Origin of the sequence: Pseudomonas sp. GM24, from assembly GCF_000282235.1 — a bacterium.
GTDB lineage: Bacteria > Pseudomonadota > Gammaproteobacteria > Pseudomonadales > Pseudomonadaceae > Aquipseudomonas.
The window spans coordinates 1-17,567 of record NZ_AKJR01000068.1; the positions used below are offsets into that span (position 1 = coordinate 1).

Genomic DNA, 17,567 nt, shown 5'->3' on the forward strand with positions numbered 1-17,567 from the left:
TTTTGATCCTGTTTTTTTTTAAGATCAAGATCAAAAGATCGCAGCCTCCGGCAGCTCCTACAGGGGAACGCGGTGGCCGGGGCCACCGCATTCGTACTGCTTAGTCTTCCAGCAGTTCTTCAGCCTGACCCAGGATGTTTTCCAGGGTGAAGCCGAACTCTTCGAACAGTGCCGAAGCCGGAGCCGATTCGCCGTAAGTGGTCATGCCGATCACGCGACCTTCCAGACCCACGTACTTGAACCAGAAGTCGGCGTGAGCCGCTTCGATGGCGATACGCGCGCCAACCTGCAATGGCAGCACGGCTTGCTTGTAGCCGGCGTCCTGAGCATCGAACACGCTGGTGCACGGCATGGAAACCACACGCACCTTGCGACCTTGTTCGGTTAGTTTGTCGTAAGCCTGAACCGCCAGACCGACTTCCGAACCGGTGGCGATCAGGATCAGCTCAGGCTCGCCTGCGCAGTCCTTCAGCACGTAACCGCCACGGCTGATGTCGGCAATCTGGCCGGCATCGCGTTCCTGGTGTTGCAGGTTCTGACGCGAGAAGATCAGCGCCGATGGGCCGTCCTTACGCTCCAGCGCGTTTTTCCAGGCCACGGCCGATTCCACGGCATCGGCTGGACGCCAGGTGTCGAGGTTCGGCGTGGTACGCAGGCTGGTCAGTTGCTCGATCGGCTGGTGCGTCGGGCCGTCTTCGCCCAGACCGATGGAGTCGTGGGTGTAGACGTGGATCACTTGCTTCTTCATCAGCGCCGACATGCGTACAGCGTTGCGGGCGTATTCCATGAACATCAAGAAGGTCGCGCCGTAAGGCACCAGACCGCCGTGCAGGGTCACGCCGTTCATGATCGCGGTCATGCCGAATTCGCGCACGCCGTAGTACATGTAGTTGCCGCTGGCATCTTCAGCGCTGACGCCTTTGCAACCTTTCCACAGGGTCAGGTTGGAACCGGCCAGGTCAGCGGAGCCGCCGAGCAGTTCCGGCAGCAGCGGACCGAACGCGTTCAGGGTGTTCTGGCTGGCTTTACGGCTGGCGATGGTTTCGCCTTTGGCCGCGACTTCAGCGATGTAGGCCGAAGCTTTTTCGGAGAAGTCGGCCGGCAGTTCACCGCTCAGGCGACGTACCAGTTCGTTGGCTTCGGTCGGGAATGCAGCGGAGTAGGCAGCGAAACGCTGATCCCACTCGGCTTCGGCCGCGCGACCTTTTTCCTTGGCATCCCACTCGGCATAGATGTCGGCCGGGATTTCGAACGGGCCATGGTTCCAGTTCAGCGCCTGACGGGTCAGGGCGATTTCCGCATCACCCAGTGGAGCGCCGTGGCAGTCTTCTTTGCCCTGCTTGTTCGGCGAACCGAAACCGATGGTGGTCTTGCAGCAAATCAGGGTCGGCAGCGGGCTCTTGCGCGCAGTCTCGATGGCGGTCTTGATCTCTTCCGGGTCATGACCGTCAACGTTGCGGATCACTTGCCAGTTGTAGGCCTCGAAACGCTTCGGCGTGTCATCGGTGAACCAGCCTTCGACTTCGCCGTCGATGGAGATGCCGTTGTCATCATAAAAAGCGATCAGCTTGCCCAGACCCAGCGTACCGGCCAGCGAAGCGACTTCGTGGGAAATGCCTTCCATCATGCAGCCATCACCCAGAAACACGTAGGTGTGGTGGTCGACAATGTTGTGGCCAGGACGGTTGAACTGCGCGCCCAGCACTTTTTCAGCCAGAGCGAAGCCCACAGCGTTGGCCAGACCCTGACCCAGCGGGCCGGTGGTGGTTTCAACGCCCGGGGTGTAACCGAACTCCGGGTGGCCCGGGGTGCGGCTGTGCAGTTGACGGAATTGCTTGAGGTCTTCGATCGACAGGTCATAACCGGTCAGGTGCAGCAGCGAGTAGATCAACATCGAGCCGTGGCCGTTGGACAGCACGAAGCGGTCACGGTCGGCGAACGATGGATTGCTCGGGTTGTGCTTGAGGTAGTCGCGCCAAAGCACTTCGGCGATATCTGCCATACCCATAGGGGCACCGGGATGGCCGCTGTTGGCTTTTTGCACGGCATCCATGCTGAGGGCACGAATGGCGTTGGCACGCTCACGACGGCTAGGCATCGCTGATCTCCTGGGTTCTGGTAAGTCGAAACGGAAAAAAGGAGGGCATTTTCCCTCACCGGGGCGCCTCGGGGCAATGACAGATAGTCATCGGGGGGCGTTTTTCCAATGGATAGCGGCGCTTTCTGTTGGTGAAACCTTTCCGCTACTCGTTTGTAGAGTTAACCGGTGGGTGAGAAGTGCAATAAAAAGCACCACTGATCGAGCAATATCAAAACTTTTTGATATTGCCCTTGCGATGAATTGCCCCCCTCTCTAGACTGCCAGCCCTATGAACTTACGCGTGCCTTCCATTCGCCATGACGATTGCGACGAGCTGGCGGCCCTGTGCAAGGCCGGCGGCGATCCGTTGCGGCTGAATGTCTTGCGCGCGCTGGCCAACGATTCGTTCGGTGTTCTGGAGCTGGCGCAGATTTTCGGCATTGGCCAGTCCGGCATGAGTCATCACCTCAAGGTACTGGCACAAGCCGACCTGGTGGCGACACGCCGCGAAGGTAACGCGATTTTCTATCGCCGCGCCCTGCCCCACACCGAACTGCTCGGCGGCAAGTTGCACGCAGCATTGTTAGAAGAAGTCGACAATCTGGATCTGCCTGACGATGTGCAAGCGCGCATCGAGCAGGTTCACGGCCAGCGTGCCGCCGCCAGTCAGGACTTTTTCGCCCGGGTAGCGGAGAAATTCCGTGCCCAGCAAGACTTGATCGCAGGCCTGCCGCAGTACCGCGAAAGCGTGCTGGCCCTGCTCGACAAACTGAACTTCAATGGTGCCGCCACGGCCATTGAAATCGGCCCCGGCGATGGTGCTTTTCTGCCGGAACTGGCCCGTCGCTTCGGCACCGTAACCGCGCTGGACAACAGCCCGGCGATGCTCGAACTGGCGCGTCAGGTATGTGAACGTGAACAGCTGGCTAACGTCAGCCTGCAATTGGCCGATGCATTGAACGGCACCAGCCTTACGGCCGATTGCGTAGTGTTGAACATGGTGTTGCACCATTTCGCCGCGCCGGCCGATGCGCTCAAGCACATGGCCGACCTGCTGCAACCGGGCGGTAGTCTGCTCGTGACAGAGTTATGTAGCCACAACCAGAGTTGGGCCAGGGAGGCCTGCGGTGATCTGTGGTTGGGGTTTGAACAGGACGATTTGGCCCGTTGGGCCACCGCTGCGGGACTCGTTCCCGGGGAAAGCCTCTATGTAGGCTTACGTAATGGTTTCCAGATCCAGGTCCGCCACTTTCAGCGACCGGCTGGCGACACTCACCATCGGTAAATTCAGGAAAACATCGAGATGAGCGAATACTCCCTCTTCACCTCCGAGTCCGTGTCCGAAGGGCATCCGGACAAAATCGCCGACCAGATTTCCGATGCGGTGCTGGACGCCATTATTGCCCAGGACAAACACGCACGCGTTGCTGTGGAAACTCTGGTCAAGACCGGCGTGGCCATCGTTGCCGGTGAAGTGACCACCAGCGCCTGGGTCGACCTGGAGCAGATCGTTCGTGACGTGATTTGCGACATCGGCTACACCAGCTCCGAAGTTGGCTTCGACGGCGCGACTTGCGGCGTGATGAACATCATCGGCAAGCAGTCCCCAGACATCAACCAGGGTGTTGACCGTGCCAAGCCTGAAGATCAGGGCGCCGGCGACCAGGGCCTGATGTTCGGCTACGCCAGCAACGAAACCGACGTTTTGATGCCAGCCCCGATCACCTTCTCGCACCAGCTGGTGCAGCGCCAGGCCGAAGCCCGCAAATCGGGTCTGCTGCCTTGGCTGCGTCCGGACGCCAAGTCGCAAGTGACTTGCCGTTACGAAGGCGGCAAGGTTGTTGGTATCGACGCGGTTGTTCTGTCGACCCAGCACAACCCTGAAGTGTCGTACAAAGACCTGCGCGAAGGCGTGATGGAGCTGATCGTCAAGCACGTACTGCCTGCCGAACTGCTGAGCAAAGACACTCAGTTCCACATCAACCCGACCGGCCAGTTCATCATTGGCGGCCCGGTAGGTGACTGCGGTCTGACCGGTCGCAAGATCATCGTCGACAGCTACGGCGGCATGGCCCGTCACGGCGGCGGCGCGTTCTCCGGTAAAGATCCATCGAAGGTTGACCGTTCGGCTGCCTACGCTGGCCGTTATGTTGCCAAGAACATCGTCGCTGCTGGCCTGGCCGAGCGTTGCGAGATTCAGGTTTCCTACGCGATTGGTGTGGCTCAGCCTACTTCGATCTCGCTGAACACCTTCGGCACCGGCAAGATCAGCGATGACAAGATCGTCAAACTGGTGCGTGAAGTGTTCGACCTGCGTCCATACGCAATCACCACCATGCTCGATCTGCTGCACCCGATGTACCAGGAAACTGCAGCGTACGGCCACTTCGGTCGCACGCCAGAGACCAAGACCGTTGGCGAAGACACCTTCACCACGTTCACCTGGGAAAAAACCGACCGCGCCGACGCCCTGCGTTCCGCTGCTGGTCTGTAAGACTTCCCCGGCGGTACAAAAAGCCCCGCACGGTTCGCGCCGTGCGGGGCTTTTTCATGCCTGAAACCGGGAGTTCAACTCAGAACGTTCAGGTCGATGCATATCCAACAAACCACTCGGCCAGTCCCCTCTCCCCCTGGGAGAGGGTTAGGGTGAGGGGCTGTTTTCACTGCACAGAAACAAGCCGTAAAACACCCATCCGGCGGAGTAAATATCTTCGCCTAACCTTCAAACATTCCCCTTGAGCAAGGACGCTCACGATGCTTGCCACGCTGCGCCTGTTATTTATTTTCCTGCTGATGCCCGCCACATTCAGCGCGCAAGCCACCTGCCAAAACTGGCCCGCTGCACACGCCCAACGCGAAATCTCCGCCCTGCAAAAACAGATCGACCAATGGGACGACGCCTACTACCGCGAAGGCCGCTCACTGATTGCCGACGAACTCTACGACCAATCCCTTGTGCAACTGAACGAGTGGCGAGCGTGTTTCAAAGCGCCCTTGCCACCCGATCCTTTGCGCACAGTTTCAGGCTCAAACGCGCACCCCATCGCCCATACCGGCCTGGATAAAATCCACAAAGATGAGGCCGCGGGGGCCTGGCTACGTGATCGCAAGGACGTCTGGATACAACCCAAAGTCGACGGCGTCGCGGTGACGCTGATTTACCGCGCGGGCGTTTTGCATCAGGCCATCAGTCGCGGTGACGGAGTTCATGGACAGGACTGGACGCCATCAGCGCAGAACATCGGCGCTATCCCTCAACGCCTGTCACAACCACTGGATCTGCTGGTGCAGGGTGAACTTTACTGGCGGCTGAACCAGCATGTGCAAGCCCGAGCCGGCAGCGTTAACGCCCGCGCCACCGTGGCCGGATTGATGAGCCGCAAATCCCTTAGCGCAGAACAAGCCACCGGCATCGGGCTGTTCGTTTGGGACTGGCCACAAGGACCTTTGAACTTGCCCGAGCGCATATCCGGATTGGCAACCCTGGGTTTCACCACGATTGAGCCGTACAGCCATCCCGTTGCCGACTTGGCAGAGGCGCAGAAATGGCGCGATCACTGGTATCGCTCACCTCTGCCGTTTGCCACCGACGGCGTGGTTTTGCGCCAGAGTCGGCGCCCGCCCGCCGAACGCTGGCAGGCGCGCTCACCCTACTGGGCGGTCGCCTGGAAATATCCGTTTGCGCAAGCCTTGGCTGAAGTGCGCAAGATCAACTTCAAGATCGGGCGCACCGGTCGCATCACACCGGTGATCGAGCTGATTCCCGTTAGGCTCGACGACCGCGAGATCAAACGCGTCAGCGCCAGTTCGTTAAAGCGCTGGCAAGCGTTGGACATTCGTCCCGGCGATCAGATTGCGATCAGCCTCGCCGGCCTGACCACTCCTCGGCTCGACAGTGTTGTATTGCGCACCACCGAACGCACGGATATCGATATCCCCAACGCCGATGACTTCCACGCCTTGAGTTGCTGGCAACCGACCCCCGGATGTGAAAGCCAGTTTCTCGCCCGTTTGACCTGGCTCAGTGGCAAACAAGGGCTGGCGATGCAGCATGTCGGTCGCGGTACCTGGGAGAAACTTCTCGAAACACGCCGCGTGAACAACCTGCTTGATTGGTTAACCCTTGATGGGCCGGAGCTTGCTAACATTGCCGGCTTCGGCGAGCGCAGCAGCGAACGCTTGATGCACAGTTTTCACAGCGCCCGCCAACGGCCCTTTGCCCAGTGGCTCAAAGCCTTGGGCCTGCCGCCAACCGGCCAGGCAATACTTACTGATTCCTGGCAGTCGCTGGCACAACGCAACACCGAACAATGGCAGGCCGAGGCCGGTATCGGCCCGGGACGCGCAGCGCAATTGAGCGCATTCTTCCGCGACCCGCAGGTACAGGCTTTGAGCGAAACCTTACATGCCGCCGGAATCGACGGTTTCTGACCACGCAATCCCGGCGCGCCGGGAACCCATCGGCCACCGAGGCGCTCCAACAGCGCAGTGCCTGACCGACCCGACTGCCTTTGCACATGGAGCTTTTATGAAATTTCTCGCACCACTCGCCATGCTGACCCTTTGCGGCGTAATGGTCGCCCCCGTCATGGCCGACGAAGACGCCCCGGGCCTGACCGGTTGCGCCGCCAAGAAGCAGGGCATCATGAATCAGATCGAACAGGCCAAGTCGCGCGGCAACGCCGATCAGCAGGCAGGCCTGGAAACGGCCTTGCGTGAAGTGACCGAGCACTGCACCGACGCCGGCCTGAAGAAAGAACGCGAAAACAAGGTGCTCGAAGCCAAGCACGAAGTGAGCAAGCGTCAGGCGGATCTCGACAAGGCGATGAAAAAAGGCGACCCGGAGAAGATCAACAAGCGCAAAGACAAACTGGCCGAGTCGCGCAAAGAACTGCAGGACGCGCTGGACGAAATCGATAAGTAAGCATTGATGCAGTGAGTTTGATGGCCTATTCGTCAGCTCGTCGCCCGGAACAAGCTCGCTCCCCTATTGATCCGTATTCACCTGTACAACTCGGTCAACTGTGGGAGCGAGCCTGCTCGCGAAGGCGTCAGCTCAAACAATAGAAATCAATGATCGCGAAACTGTTTATGGCAAGCGCTGCAAGCATCTTCAACTTTCTGCACCGCCGGCCCGAGATTGCTGGCCTTGTACGGCTGAACCTGACTGGCAATCACCAATTCACCGGTGGCCGCTTCAAGGTTGCGGGCCATTTCCTGAAAACGCGCCTGCTGTTTCCAGACATCATCCTTGGCGCTGGTGTGATCTTCTTCACGCACCTGCGGAAAATGCTTCCACGGTTCATGGGACAACGCATCGAGTTTTACCGCGCCTTCGGCGAACTTCGGCCCGTCGAACGGAATGCGCCCACGCAACATGCCGCCCAGGTCTTCACCGGTCTTGAGCATCTGTTTGAAGATTGCCTTGCGTTGACCCAGCGGAGAATTCGGATCGACACCGCCACAGGCGGACAAGGACAGACAGGCCAGCAATACAACAGCAATGCTTTTAAGAGTCATGGTGGCTTCAGGTCACGGAATTCGGCGGCCAGTATCCTCGCGTCACCGCCAAACACCAATAGCCCTATTAAAAATACGGGTTGCTCGAGCGCATGGAGCACTCGGCCAACCGGCACAGGAATCACTCCATGAACAGCCGTTACAAGGCCTGGCGTCATCCGCTGATCGCGACCCTCCCTCTGCTGGCGATTCTCGCCGGCTGCACCGGTGGCGAGAGCGCCAAGCCGAAAACCCACGCGCTGGCCACTTACTCCAGCGCCACGTGGGATGCCCTGCCGGTTGTGTCCGACAGCGATCTGGTCGCCGGTTTCGGCTCGTGGCGCAGCGCCTGCACCCGGCTCAAGGCTGATACGGTCTGGGGCCCGACCTGCGCAGCGGCGGCCAATGTGCCGCAGAACGCCAACGAGATTCGCACGTTCCTCAAGCAGAACCTCGATGTCTTCGGCCTGCGCGCCGAGAACGATAACCCCAACGGCTTGATCACCGGTTATTACGAGCCGGTCTATCCCGGCAGCCTGACACCCACCGACGTGGCAAACGTGCCGGTGTATGGCGTGCCCGAAGACATGATCATTGTTTCGCTGGACAGCATCTATCCCGAACTCAAGGGCAAACGCCTGCGCGGTCGCCTCGAAGGCCGCGTGCTCAAGCCATACGACGACGCCGCGACCATCGAATCCAAAGGCGTGAAAGCGCCCGTGGTGGCTTATCTGACCGACCCTATGAACCTGCAATTTCTACAGATCCAGGGTTCCGGGCGCATTCAGACCGAGGACGGTAAACAGCTGCGCATCGCCTACGCCGATCAGAACGGCCACCCGTACCGCCCAATCGGCCGCTGGCTGGTCGAGCAAGGCGAGCTGAAGAAAGAAGACGTGACCATGAGCGCGATCAGCAACTGGGCCAAGGCCAACCCATCGCGCATCCCCGAACTGCTCGGCAGTAACCCGAGCTACGTGTTCTTCACCCGCAACCCGGACAGCAACGAAGGCCCGCGTGGTTCGCTGAACGTACCGCTAACTGCCGGCTACAGCGCGGCGGTGGATCGCAAGGTAATTCCGCTGGGCAGCCTGTTGTGGCTGTCGACCACACGTCCGGATGGCTCGGCACTGGTCCGCCCGGTCGCGGCACAGGACACCGGCGGCGCGATTGCTGGCGAGGTTCGCGCGGATCTGTTCTGGGGCACCGGTGATGCGGCCGGGCAATTGGCCGGGGACATGAAGCAGCAGGGGCAGATCTGGATGCTCTGGCCAAAAGGTGCCGCGTTGCCGCAAGTGCCGCAGGTGGCCGACAAACCTTAAAAAGCAAAAGATCGCAGCCTGCGGCAGCTCCTACAGGAGTACGTATTCCTCTGTAGGAGCTGCCGCAGGCTGCGATCTTTTGATCTTGCTCTTTTTACACCGACACGAAGAAGAACGAAGCAATCAACCCCATCCCCACAAACCACACTAGCGACCGCAAGATCGCCCAGTCCGCCAGATAGCAAATGATGTACAGCAGGCGACTGGTGATAAACAGCACCGCCAGCACATTGACCGTCACCAGCTCCGCCGTCCCCACCAGGTGCGCGACGATCACTGCCGCCGCAAACGCCGGCGTCACTTCAAAGCCGTTCATCTGCGCCGCATGCGCACGCCTGGCCACACCGTTGAGACTTTCGAGAAAGTCGCGCGGATCGTGGTTGTCACTCAACCGGTAGCCACCCACGGCTTTCGCCACGCCAGTGCAGATATACGGCAGAAAAATTGCGATCAACACACACCACAGAGCCACCGTCATAACGCCGTCCTTTTTTCGAGTTATAGAATTCGCGAGCGGTCAGAACTTCATCACCAGCATGCCGATCAGCACCAGCCCACAGGCTAAGAGCCGTGGACGGCCGAAAGGTTCTTTCAAGTAGCGCATGCCGAACAGCACCACCAGAATCACACTGATCTCACGCAGTGCCGCGGCCTCCGCAATCGAGCCCAACTGCATCGCCCACAGCACCAGAGCGTAGCTGGCCAATACGCAGAAGCCCACCGCCAACCCCAGCTTCCATTGCTCACGCCAGAACAACATGAACGCCGGACGCTTGGCGACCCACGCCAACAGCGGAAACGGCCACGCGCTGAACAACGTGACCCAGACCAGGTAATCGAGCGGATGCGACCAGCGCCGCAATGCCTGGCCGTCGATGTAGGTGTAGCAACCAATACACAGGCCGATCAACGCCACCACCGGCAGCATCGACCATGGCAAATGCTTGCCGCCACCGCCCTGCCACAACAGACAAACCATGCCCAACGGGATCAGCATGATCCCGAAAATCTGCTGCGTGGTGAGCACTTCACCGGCGAAGATCAAGGTCAGCGCCAGCACCACCAACGGCGACAATCCGCGCATCAGTGGATACACCAGGCCCAGATCGCCGACCCGATACGCCTGAATCAGCAGGTAGCGATACAGCAGCTCAAAAGCTGCCGAAGCGAGAATCCATGGCCAGATTTCCATGGGCGGCAAGCTCACGAATGGAAACGCGATGGCAACGACCAGCAGCGCCACGGTGTCCATGCACGCCACCACCAGCAGCCGCTCGGCGCTGAACTTGATTAACGTATTCCACGTCGCATGCAACAGCGCCGCCATCAATACCAAAGCTGTCGCCAGCACGTCTTACCCCTTATTTTTATGAGTCCCCGTGTAGGAGCTGCCGCAGGCTCGGGCTCCTACAGTGAAAATCCGAATAGTCAGATTATTGATTCGCGATGTGTCAGCAGCTGTTTATACTGCAAGCGACCACGCCGCACTCAGTTGCGCACAGAAAAATACCAATAATTCCTGCCTGCACCGCCCTTCATCGAGATCGGTCGTCGGCTTGCGTATGCCTGATCAAAGCGTCAAGACTACCGACAGAGACCTTGCGCATGCCACTCGCCTTGCTTGCCCTCGCTGTTGCCGCATTCGGCATCGGCACCACTGAATTCGTCATCATGGGCCTGCTGCCCGATGTTGCCCGCGACCTTGCCGTAAGCATTCCTCACGCGGGCCTGTTGATCACCGGTTACGCGTTGGGCGTGGTGTTCGGCGCGCCGATCCTGGCGATCGGCACCGCGAATATGCCGCGTAAAGCAACGCTGCTGGGCATGACGCTGATGTTCATCCTCGGCAATATCCTCTGCGCCCTCGCACCGAACTACGCGACGCTGATGGCTGCTCGTGTGGTCACCGCGCTGTGTCACGGCGCGTTCTTCGGCATTGGCTCGGTGGTTGCCGCCGGGCTGGTCGCGCCGAACAAACGCGCGCAAGCGATTGCGATGATGTTCACCGGCCTGACATTGGCCAACGTCCTCGGCGTACCGCTGGGCACGGCGCTCGGGCAATACGCCGGTTGGCGCTCGACCTTCTGGGCGGTGTCGGTGATTGGTGTCGTCGCCGCCCTGGCGCAGTGGCTGTGGTTGCCGAAACACATCCCGATGGACAAGGCCAACCTTGCCAGCGAGTTCAAGGTGCTGGGCAAGGTCAACGTGTTGCTGGCGCTGGGCATGAGTGTTTTGGCCTCGACCAGTCTGTTCAGCGTGTTCACCTATATCGCGCCGATCCTGCAAGACATCACCGGCGTCAGCCCGCACGGCGTCACAGTGATGCTGCTGTTATTCGGTGTAGGCCTGACCGGCGGCAGCATGCTCGGCGGGCGTCTGGCTGATAGCCGTTTGCTGCCGTCGCTGGTCGGTGTGGCCCTGGCGGTGGTGGTGATTCTGGCGGCGTTCAGCCAGACCAGCCGCTCGGTTGTGCCGGCGGCAATCACCCTGGTGCTGTGGGGGATTTTTGCTTTTGCGCTGTGCCCGATTCTGCAATTGCTGATCATCGATCAGGCCCACGAAGCGCCGAACCTCGGCTCGACGTTGAACCAGAGCGCTTTCAACCTCGGTAATGCCGCGGGTGCGTGGATCGGCGGGCTGGTGGTGGCCAGTGGCGCGGATCTGGCGGACTTGCCGTGGACCGGTGCGCTGGTTGGCGTATTGACCGTGCTGACGGCGCTGTTTTTCATCTATCTGCAACGTCGCGGCGCGGCTGCGGTCAATGTGTCCGGTTAATCGTGATGTGCCAGAAAGCGCCCTCACCCTAGCCATCTCCCTGAGGGAGAGGGGACTGACCGTGTTGAGTGTTCGAGTTACATCGACCTGAAATTTCGAGCCGAACTCAGGCCCTGAAAGACTTGAAGATCTGCTCCCTTTCCCCCTCTCCCCAAGGGAGAGGGCTGGGGTGAGGGGGCTCTTGATCTCATCACACCATCAACTGTGTCCCGATCCTGACTCAGCCCATCCAACCCCTGCACCAAAGATTCGGTGCGCTATCTTTCACCCCTCATCCAAAGGACCCCGGATGCTTGAACTTGTCGCCGCTTTCATCTGCCTTACCACCCTCCTCACCTTCGTCAACTTCCGCTTCATCGGCCTGCCGCCGACCATCGGCGTGATGGTCACCGCACTGCTGTTCTCGCTGATCCTGCAAGGCCTGAGCGTGCTCGGCTACCCCGGTCTCGAAGAACGCGTGCAGCAACTGATCGGCCAGATCGACTTCGGCGATCTGCTGATGAACTGGATGCTCTCGTTCCTGCTGTTCGCCGGCGCCCTGCACGTTAACCTCAACGATCTGCGCAGCTACCGCTGGCCCATCGGCCTGTTGGCGACCTTCGGTGTGTTGATTGCCACGACGGTGATCGGCAGCCTCGCCTATTACATTTTTGCCCTGTTCGGCTGGCACGTGAGCTTCTTGTACTGCTTGCTGTTCGGCGCGCTGATTTCGCCGACCGACCCGATTGCCGTGCTCGGCGTGCTGCGTACCGCCAACGCCTCGAAGCCGCTGAAAACCACCATTGTCGGTGAGTCGCTGTTCAACGACGGCACAGCCGTCGTGGTGTTCACCGTGCTGCTGGGCATCGCCCAACTCGGCGAAACCCCGACCGTCAGCGCCACCGCGATGTTGTTCGTTCATGAAGCCATCGGCGGTGTGCTGTTCGGCGGTCTGATCGGTTATCTGGTTTATCGAATGATCAAAAGCGTCGAGCAGCATCAGATCACAGTGATGCTGACCTTGGCGCTGGTCATCGGCGGTTCGGCGATGGCCACCGAGATTCATGTTTCGGCACCGATCGCGATGGTGGTCGCCGGTCTGATCATCGGTAACGTCGGGCGTAATCTGGCGATGAATGACATGACCCGCCGCTATCTCGACGGTTTCTGGGAGTTGCTGGATGACATGCTCAATGCGCTGCTGTTCGCGCTGATCGGCATGGAGTTGTTGCTGCTGCCATTCAACTGGCTGCACATGGCTGCGGCTGGTTTGCTCGCGGTGGCGATTCTACTGTCGCGCCTGCTCACCGTGGCCCCGGCGATTCTGCTGCTGCGCCGCTGGCGGACAGTGCCAGCCGGCACCATCCGCATTCTGACCTGGGGCGGCTTGCGCGGCGGTGTTTCGGTGGCACTGGCGCTGGCCCTGCCGCTGGGCCCGGAGCGTGATCTGCTGCTGAGCATCACTTACATTGTGGTGCTGTCATCGATCCTGTTGCAGGGGCTGACCATCGGCAAACTGGTCAAGCATGCGACTCGCAACGAGCCGGTAACCGTGACTGAACCAGCGCATCACTGATCATTTTTTGATCTCTCGCGGATCAGGTTTCTCGGCCTGATCCGCAGACTCCTTCGGCGCACCGCTCTCACTGCGAATCTGCGCATGGCTGATCAGCGCGAAGATAAAGCTGCCGCCAATGATGTTCCCCGCCAGCGTCGGCCCAGCGAAGACCATCCAGAAATCACTCCACGGCAGCTCGCCGGCGAACACCAGATATGACACCTCCGCCGAACCCACCACGATGTGAGTGAAGTCGCCGAGCGCCATCAGGTAGGTGATGAGGATAATGATCCACATCTTCGCGCTCTCCATGGACGGAATCATCCAGACCATAGTGGCGATCATCCAGCCGGAAACGATGCCCTTGGCGAACATCTGGCTGGCGTGGTTTTCCATGACCTTGCGGCCGATTTCGAGAAAGGCGTGGTCAGTCTTGGTGTCGAAGATCGGCAGTTCGAGCATCACGTACGCGACCAGAATCGTGCCGCACAGGTTGCCGACCAGCACCACCGTCCACAGGCGGATCAGCCGGCCGAAGTTTTGCAGGGTCGGCTTGGTCATGACCGGCAGCACGGCAGTCAGGGTGTTTTCGGTGAACAGTTGCTGACGGGCGAGGATCACCGCGAGAAAACCTGCGCAGTAGCCGAAGCTGGCGATCACCTTGAATTCGTCACCGTCGGGCAGGCGCGAGTTGAGCAGGCCCATGCCCATCAATGACAAGCCCATGGTCAGCCCGGCCGCCAGCGCCGACCACCACAGCGCGGCGATGCTGCGCTCCAGTTCCTGATCGCCTTGGCTGCGGATGATTTCGTGCAGAACGGCCGCGCGGGGCGGCTGGTTTTTCTCGACTTCGTGTTGCTCTTTGGCCGAGAGATCGGGGGTCTTGCCGTCGGTGGGAGTGGTCATGGCGTGGGAACCGTGGGGGTGGTGTTTACCTACGACCCTTGCGGCTTGGAATACGTTCTGTGAGCGCCACGCTAATAGTGTAGGAGCTGCCGAAGGCTCGGGCCGCGATCGGACGATCTTTTGATCTTGCTTTACAAAAAACAAAGTCAAAAGATCGCAGCCTGCGGCAGCTCCTACAGAGCTCGCATTACTCGCTGACTAACTCATCTTCCTGGAACTGGTCTTTGACGTACTTGATCTCAGTGCGCCCGTGCGGTGCCGGCAAGCCGTCTTCGCCCAGATTGACGAAAACCATCTTCTCAACGGTGAGAATGCTCTTGCGGGTGATCTTGTTGCGCACTTCGCACGTCAGGGTGATCGAGGTGCGGCCGAATTCGGTGGCGGTAATGCCCAGTTCGATGATGTCGCCCTGGCGCGAGGCGCTGACGAAGTTGATCTCGGAAATGTACTTGGTCACCACGCGCTGATTGCCCAACTGTACGATCGCGTAAATCGCCGCTTCCTCGTCGATCCAGCGCAGCAGGCTGCCGCCGAACAGGGTGCCGTTGGGGTTGAGGTCTTCGGGTTTTACCCATTTGCGGGTGTGGAAATTCATCTTCACTCCTGAGTGTCTTGCCGAACGATGGACGGTATCTTGGCAGACTGAGCGGTCAGGCTCCATGCGGCTTCGACTATGGTCGTCATTAACGATCTTCATCTGGCCGACAGAAACCCTTTGGAAGATCAGTCTAGACGGCTATAATCGCCCCCGTTTCAAAACGGTCATCTTCAATTGATACCGTTTTCCCGCCACCTGTCCGAGGGGCGCTGCAGCAGGTTCAACCTGTCAGGCTCGGATGGGGCGTTGACCGGCCTTAGGCTGGACACTAAACGCACAACGGCGCCCATTCGCATACATTACGAATGGAGGCTCTTCATGAGCGCTGTTATCACGCCTGCAGATTTTAACGATTACAAAGTTGCCGACATGTCCCTGGCTGCCTGGGGCCGTCGCGAAACCATCATCGCCGAATCGGAAATGCCGGCTCTGATGGGTCTGCGTCGCAAGTATTCCGGCGAACAGCCGTTGAAAGGCGCCAAGATTCTCGGCTGCATCCACATGACCATTCAGACTGCCGTGCTGATCGAAACCCTGGTTGCCCTGGGTGCCGAAGTACGTTGGTCGTCGTGCAACATTTTCTCGACTCAGGATCAGGCTGCTGCCGCTATCGCTGCTGCCGGTATCCCGGTTTTCGCCTGGAAAGGCGAAACTGAAGAAGAGTACGAGTGGTGCCTGGAGCAGACCATCCTGAAGGATGGCCAGCCATGGGACGCCAACATGATCCTCGACGACGGCGGCGACCTGACTCAGTTGCTGCACGACAAGTACCCACAAGTACTGGATCGCGTTCACGGCGTGACCGAAGAAACCACCACCGGCGTACACCGTCTGCTGGACATGCTGGCCAAGGGCGAGCTGAAAATCCCGGCCATCAACGTCAACGACTCGGTGACCAAGTCCAAGAACGACAACAAGTACGGCTGCCGTCACAGCCTGAACGACGCGATCAAGCGCGGTACTGACCACCTGCTGTCCGGCAAGCAAGCGCTGGTCATCGGTTACGGTGACGTGGGCAAGGGCTCCGCTCAGTCCCTGCGTCAGGAAGGCATGATCGTTAAAGTCTCCGAAGTTGACCCGATCTGCGCCATGCAAGCGTGCATGGACGGTTTCGAACTGGTTTCGCCGTTCATCGACGGTATCAACAACGGCACCGAAGCAAGCATCGACAAAGCGCTGCTGGGCAAGATCGACCTGATCGTGACCACCACCGGTAACGTCAACGTTTGCGACGCGAACATGCTCAAAGCTCTGAAGAAGCGCGCTGTTGTCTGCAACATCGGTCACTTCGACAACGAGATCGACACCGCTTTCATGCGCAAGAACTGGGCATGGGAAGAAGTGAAGCCACAGGTGCACAAGATTCACCGTACCGGCCCGGGCGCTTTCGACGCACAGAACGACGACTACCTGATCCTGCTGGCCGAAGGCCGTCTGGTAAACCTGGGCAACGCCACGGGTCACCCAAGCCGCATCATGGACGGTTCGTTCGCCAACCAGGTTCTGGCACAGATCTTCCTGTTCGGCCAGAAGTACGCCGACCTGTCGCCAGCCCAGAAAGCCGAGCGTCTGACCGTTGAAGTACTGCCGAAGAAACTCGACGAAGAAGTGGCCCTGGAAATGGTTCGCGGCTTCGGCGGCGTGGTCACGCAACTGACCAAACAACAGGCTGACTACATCGGCGTCACCGTCGAAGGCCCGTTCAAGCCGCACGCTTACCGCTACTGATTGGCTGAGCGTCGACGCGGTGTGCCTGGCGCACCGCGTTGCCTGACTGGCGCTGCTGACCGCTCTGTGTAGGAGCTGCCGCAGGCTGCGATCTGTTGATCTGCAAAGATCGCAGCCTGCGGCAGCTCCTACAGGGTGCAGCGTCCGGCTTACGTGTTTCCAAGGGTATGACCATGTCCCAAGACCGTCGCTACAGCTTCGAGTTCTTCCCGACCAAGACCGATGCTGGGCATGAAAAACTGCTCGCCACTGCCCGTCAGTTGGCCACTTACAACCCTGATTTCTTTTCCTGCACCTATGGCGCTGGTGGTTCGACCCGTGATCGCACCCTCAACACCGTTCTGCAACTGGAAAGCGAAGTCAAAATCCCGGCCGCACCGCACCTGTCGTGCGTCGGCGACAGCAAGGACGATCTGCGCGGCCTGCTGAACGAGTACAAGGCTGCCGGCATCAAGCGCATCGTCGCCCTGCGTGGTGACCTGCCGTCCGGCATGGGCATGACCAGCGGCGAGCTGCGTCACGCCAATGAACTGGTTGAATTCATTCGTGAAGAAACCGGCGATCATTTCCACATCGAAGTTGCCGCTTACCCGGAGATGCATCCACAAGCACGCAACTACGAAGACGATCTGGCCAACTTCGTGCGCAAGGCCCGTGCCGGCGCCGACAGCGCAATCACCCAGTACTTCTTCAACGCCGACAGCTACTTCTATTTCGTCGACCGTTTGCAGGCGCAGGGTGTCGATCTGCCAATCGTTCCAGGGATCATGCCGATCACCAACTACAGCAAACTCGCGCGCTTCTCCGATGCCTGCGGTGCGGAAATCCCGCGCTGGATCCGCAAGCAACTGGAAGCCTACGGCGATGACACACAAAGCATTCAGCGCTTTGGTGAGCAAGTCGTCAGCGAGATGTGCGAACGCCTGTTGCAGGGCGGCGCGCCGGGGCTGCACTTTTATTCCATGAACCAGGCCGAGCCGAGTCTGGCGATCTGGAATAACCTGAAGTTGCCGCGTTGAAACAGCGGCAAGCTTCAAGCTGAAAGCAACAAGCAAGATCAAAAGATCGCAGCCTTCGGCAGCTCCTACACAGGATTTAATTACACCTGTAGGAGCTGCCGAA

15 protein-coding genes and 1 riboswitch are annotated in these 17,567 nt (G+C 59.5%); of the genes, 9 read left to right on the forward strand and 6 right to left on the reverse strand.

Annotated features, from left to right (window positions below):
* Positions 1-100: 100 nt before the first annotated feature.
* Positions 101-2,098, reverse strand: a complete 1,998-nt coding sequence (tkt, locus tag PMI23_RS10580) for a transketolase (protein ID WP_007913749.1) — start codon at positions 2,096-2,098, stop codon at positions 101-103.
* Positions 2,099-2,369: 271 nt separating this feature from the next.
* On the opposite strand from tkt, the gene PMI23_RS10585 reads away from it, so the two are divergent.
* The 4 genes from PMI23_RS10585 (at position 2,370) to PMI23_RS10600 (ending at position 7,004) form a co-directional block, all read left to right on the forward strand.
* Positions 2,370-3,365, forward strand: coding sequence for an ArsR/SmtB family transcription factor (locus PMI23_RS10585; RefSeq protein WP_007913747.1), 996 nt, complete (start codon positions 2,370-2,372; stop codon positions 3,363-3,365).
* An 18-nt stretch (positions 3,366-3,383) separates the two neighbouring features.
* Positions 3,384-4,574 (forward strand): methionine adenosyltransferase, encoded by a 1,191-nt coding sequence (gene metK / locus PMI23_RS10590; RefSeq protein ID WP_007913745.1) that lies wholly within the window; start codon positions 3,384-3,386, stop codon positions 4,572-4,574.
* 260 nt (positions 4,575-4,834) lie between these two features.
* Positions 4,835-6,511 (forward strand): NAD-dependent DNA ligase LigB, encoded by a 1,677-nt coding sequence (gene ligB, locus PMI23_RS10595; protein WP_007913743.1) that lies wholly within the window; start codon positions 4,835-4,837, stop codon positions 6,509-6,511.
* Positions 6,512-6,608: 97 nt separating this feature from the next.
* Positions 6,609-7,004, forward strand: coding sequence for a DUF1090 domain-containing protein (locus tag PMI23_RS10600; RefSeq protein WP_007913741.1), 396 nt, complete (start codon positions 6,609-6,611; stop codon positions 7,002-7,004).
* Positions 7,005-7,150: 146 nt separating this feature from the next.
* Here the strand turns inward: PMI23_RS10600 and PMI23_RS10605 are convergent, their stop codons facing one another.
* Positions 7,151-7,600, reverse strand: a complete 450-nt coding sequence (locus PMI23_RS10605; RefSeq protein WP_007913740.1) for a c-type cytochrome — start codon at positions 7,598-7,600, stop codon at positions 7,151-7,153.
* A gap of 128 nt (positions 7,601-7,728) precedes the next feature.
* Here PMI23_RS10605 and mltA point away from each other — a divergent pair, with 128 nt between their 5' ends.
* Entirely contained in the window at positions 7,729-8,901 is a 1,173-nt protein-coding gene (gene mltA / locus PMI23_RS10610) for a murein transglycosylase A (RefSeq protein WP_007913739.1), read from the forward strand.
* 94 nt (positions 8,902-8,995) lie between these two features.
* Here the strand turns inward: mltA and PMI23_RS10615 are convergent, their stop codons facing one another.
* Positions 8,996-9,379, reverse strand: coding sequence for an MAPEG family protein (locus PMI23_RS10615; protein ID WP_007913738.1), 384 nt, complete (start codon positions 9,377-9,379; stop codon positions 8,996-8,998).
* Between the two features lie 39 nt (positions 9,380-9,418).
* On the reverse strand, positions 9,419-10,252 hold the full coding sequence (locus PMI23_RS10620) for an EamA family transporter (protein WP_007913737.1): 834 nt from the start codon (positions 10,250-10,252) through the stop codon (positions 9,419-9,421).
* A gap of 254 nt (positions 10,253-10,506) precedes the next feature.
* Here PMI23_RS10620 and PMI23_RS10625 point away from each other — a divergent pair, with 254 nt between their 5' ends.
* Both PMI23_RS10625 and PMI23_RS10630 read left to right on the forward strand, forming a co-directional pair.
* A complete protein-coding gene (locus PMI23_RS10625; RefSeq protein WP_007913735.1) occupies positions 10,507-11,676 on the forward strand; it encodes an MFS transporter in 1,170 nt (389 codons plus the stop codon).
* A 289-nt stretch (positions 11,677-11,965) separates the two neighbouring features.
* Entirely contained in the window at positions 11,966-13,231 is a 1,266-nt protein-coding gene (locus PMI23_RS10630) for a cation:proton antiporter (RefSeq protein WP_007913728.1), read from the forward strand.
* Here PMI23_RS10630 and PMI23_RS10635 read toward each other — a convergent pair whose 3' ends face one another.
* Positions 13,232-14,119 carry a formate/nitrite transporter family protein gene (locus PMI23_RS10635; RefSeq protein WP_007913725.1) on the reverse strand — a complete coding sequence of 296 codons (888 nt, stop codon included), beginning with the start codon at positions 14,117-14,119 and terminating at the stop codon, positions 13,232-13,234.
* A gap of 187 nt (positions 14,120-14,306) precedes the next feature.
* Entirely contained in the window at positions 14,307-14,714 is a 408-nt protein-coding gene (locus PMI23_RS10640; RefSeq protein ID WP_007913723.1) for an acyl-CoA thioesterase, read from the reverse strand.
* A gap of 198 nt (positions 14,715-14,912) precedes the next feature.
* A riboswitch (S-adenosyl-L-homocysteine riboswitch) is annotated at positions 14,913-15,012 on the forward strand.
* A 23-nt stretch (positions 15,013-15,035) separates the two neighbouring features.
* On the opposite strand from PMI23_RS10640, the gene ahcY reads away from it, so the two are divergent.
* Both ahcY and metF read left to right on the forward strand, forming a co-directional pair.
* A complete protein-coding gene (ahcY, locus tag PMI23_RS10645; RefSeq protein ID WP_007913721.1) occupies positions 15,036-16,445 on the forward strand; it encodes an adenosylhomocysteinase in 1,410 nt (469 codons plus the stop codon).
* A gap of 173 nt (positions 16,446-16,618) precedes the next feature.
* The gene (metF, locus tag PMI23_RS10650; RefSeq protein ID WP_007913720.1) at positions 16,619-17,464 is read left to right on the forward strand and encodes a methylenetetrahydrofolate reductase [NAD(P)H]; all 846 of its coding nucleotides are present in this window, start codon (positions 16,619-16,621) and stop codon (positions 17,462-17,464) included.
* Positions 17,465-17,567: the final 103 nt, after the last annotated feature.

What these genes read in the sequence shown, in the direction of transcription:
- PMI23_RS10635 (WP_007913725.1), bottom strand. Translation starts at nt 14,119, where the DNA reads ATGACCACTCCCACCGACGGCAAGACCCCCGATCTCTCGGCCAAAGAG.
- PMI23_RS10605 (WP_007913740.1), bottom strand. Translation starts at nt 7,600, where the DNA reads ATGACTCTTAAAAGCATTGCTGTTGTATTGCTGGCCTGTCTGTCCTTG.
- PMI23_RS10640 (WP_007913723.1), bottom strand. Translation starts at nt 14,714, where the DNA reads ATGAATTTCCACACCCGCAAATGGGTAAAACCCGAAGACCTCAACCCC.
- PMI23_RS10625 (WP_007913735.1), top strand. Translation starts at nt 10,507, where the DNA reads ATGCCACTCGCCTTGCTTGCCCTCGCTGTTGCCGCATTCGGCATCGGC.
- tkt (WP_007913749.1), bottom strand. Translation starts at nt 2,098, where the DNA reads ATGCCTAGCCGTCGTGAGCGTGCCAACGCCATTCGTGCCCTCAGCATG.
- metK (WP_007913745.1), top strand. Translation starts at nt 3,384, where the DNA reads ATGAGCGAATACTCCCTCTTCACCTCCGAGTCCGTGTCCGAAGGGCAT.
- PMI23_RS10615 (WP_007913738.1), bottom strand. Translation starts at nt 9,379, where the DNA reads ATGACGGTGGCTCTGTGGTGTGTGTTGATCGCAATTTTTCTGCCGTAT.
- PMI23_RS10585 (WP_007913747.1), top strand. Translation starts at nt 2,370, where the DNA reads ATGAACTTACGCGTGCCTTCCATTCGCCATGACGATTGCGACGAGCTG.
- PMI23_RS10600 (WP_007913741.1), top strand. Translation starts at nt 6,609, where the DNA reads ATGAAATTTCTCGCACCACTCGCCATGCTGACCCTTTGCGGCGTAATG.
- PMI23_RS10630 (WP_007913728.1), top strand. Translation starts at nt 11,966, where the DNA reads ATGCTTGAACTTGTCGCCGCTTTCATCTGCCTTACCACCCTCCTCACC.
- ligB (WP_007913743.1), top strand. Translation starts at nt 4,835, where the DNA reads ATGCTTGCCACGCTGCGCCTGTTATTTATTTTCCTGCTGATGCCCGCC.
- mltA (WP_007913739.1), top strand. Translation starts at nt 7,729, where the DNA reads ATGAACAGCCGTTACAAGGCCTGGCGTCATCCGCTGATCGCGACCCTC.
- metF (WP_007913720.1), top strand. Translation starts at nt 16,619, where the DNA reads ATGTCCCAAGACCGTCGCTACAGCTTCGAGTTCTTCCCGACCAAGACC.
- ahcY (WP_007913721.1), top strand. Translation starts at nt 15,036, where the DNA reads ATGAGCGCTGTTATCACGCCTGCAGATTTTAACGATTACAAAGTTGCC.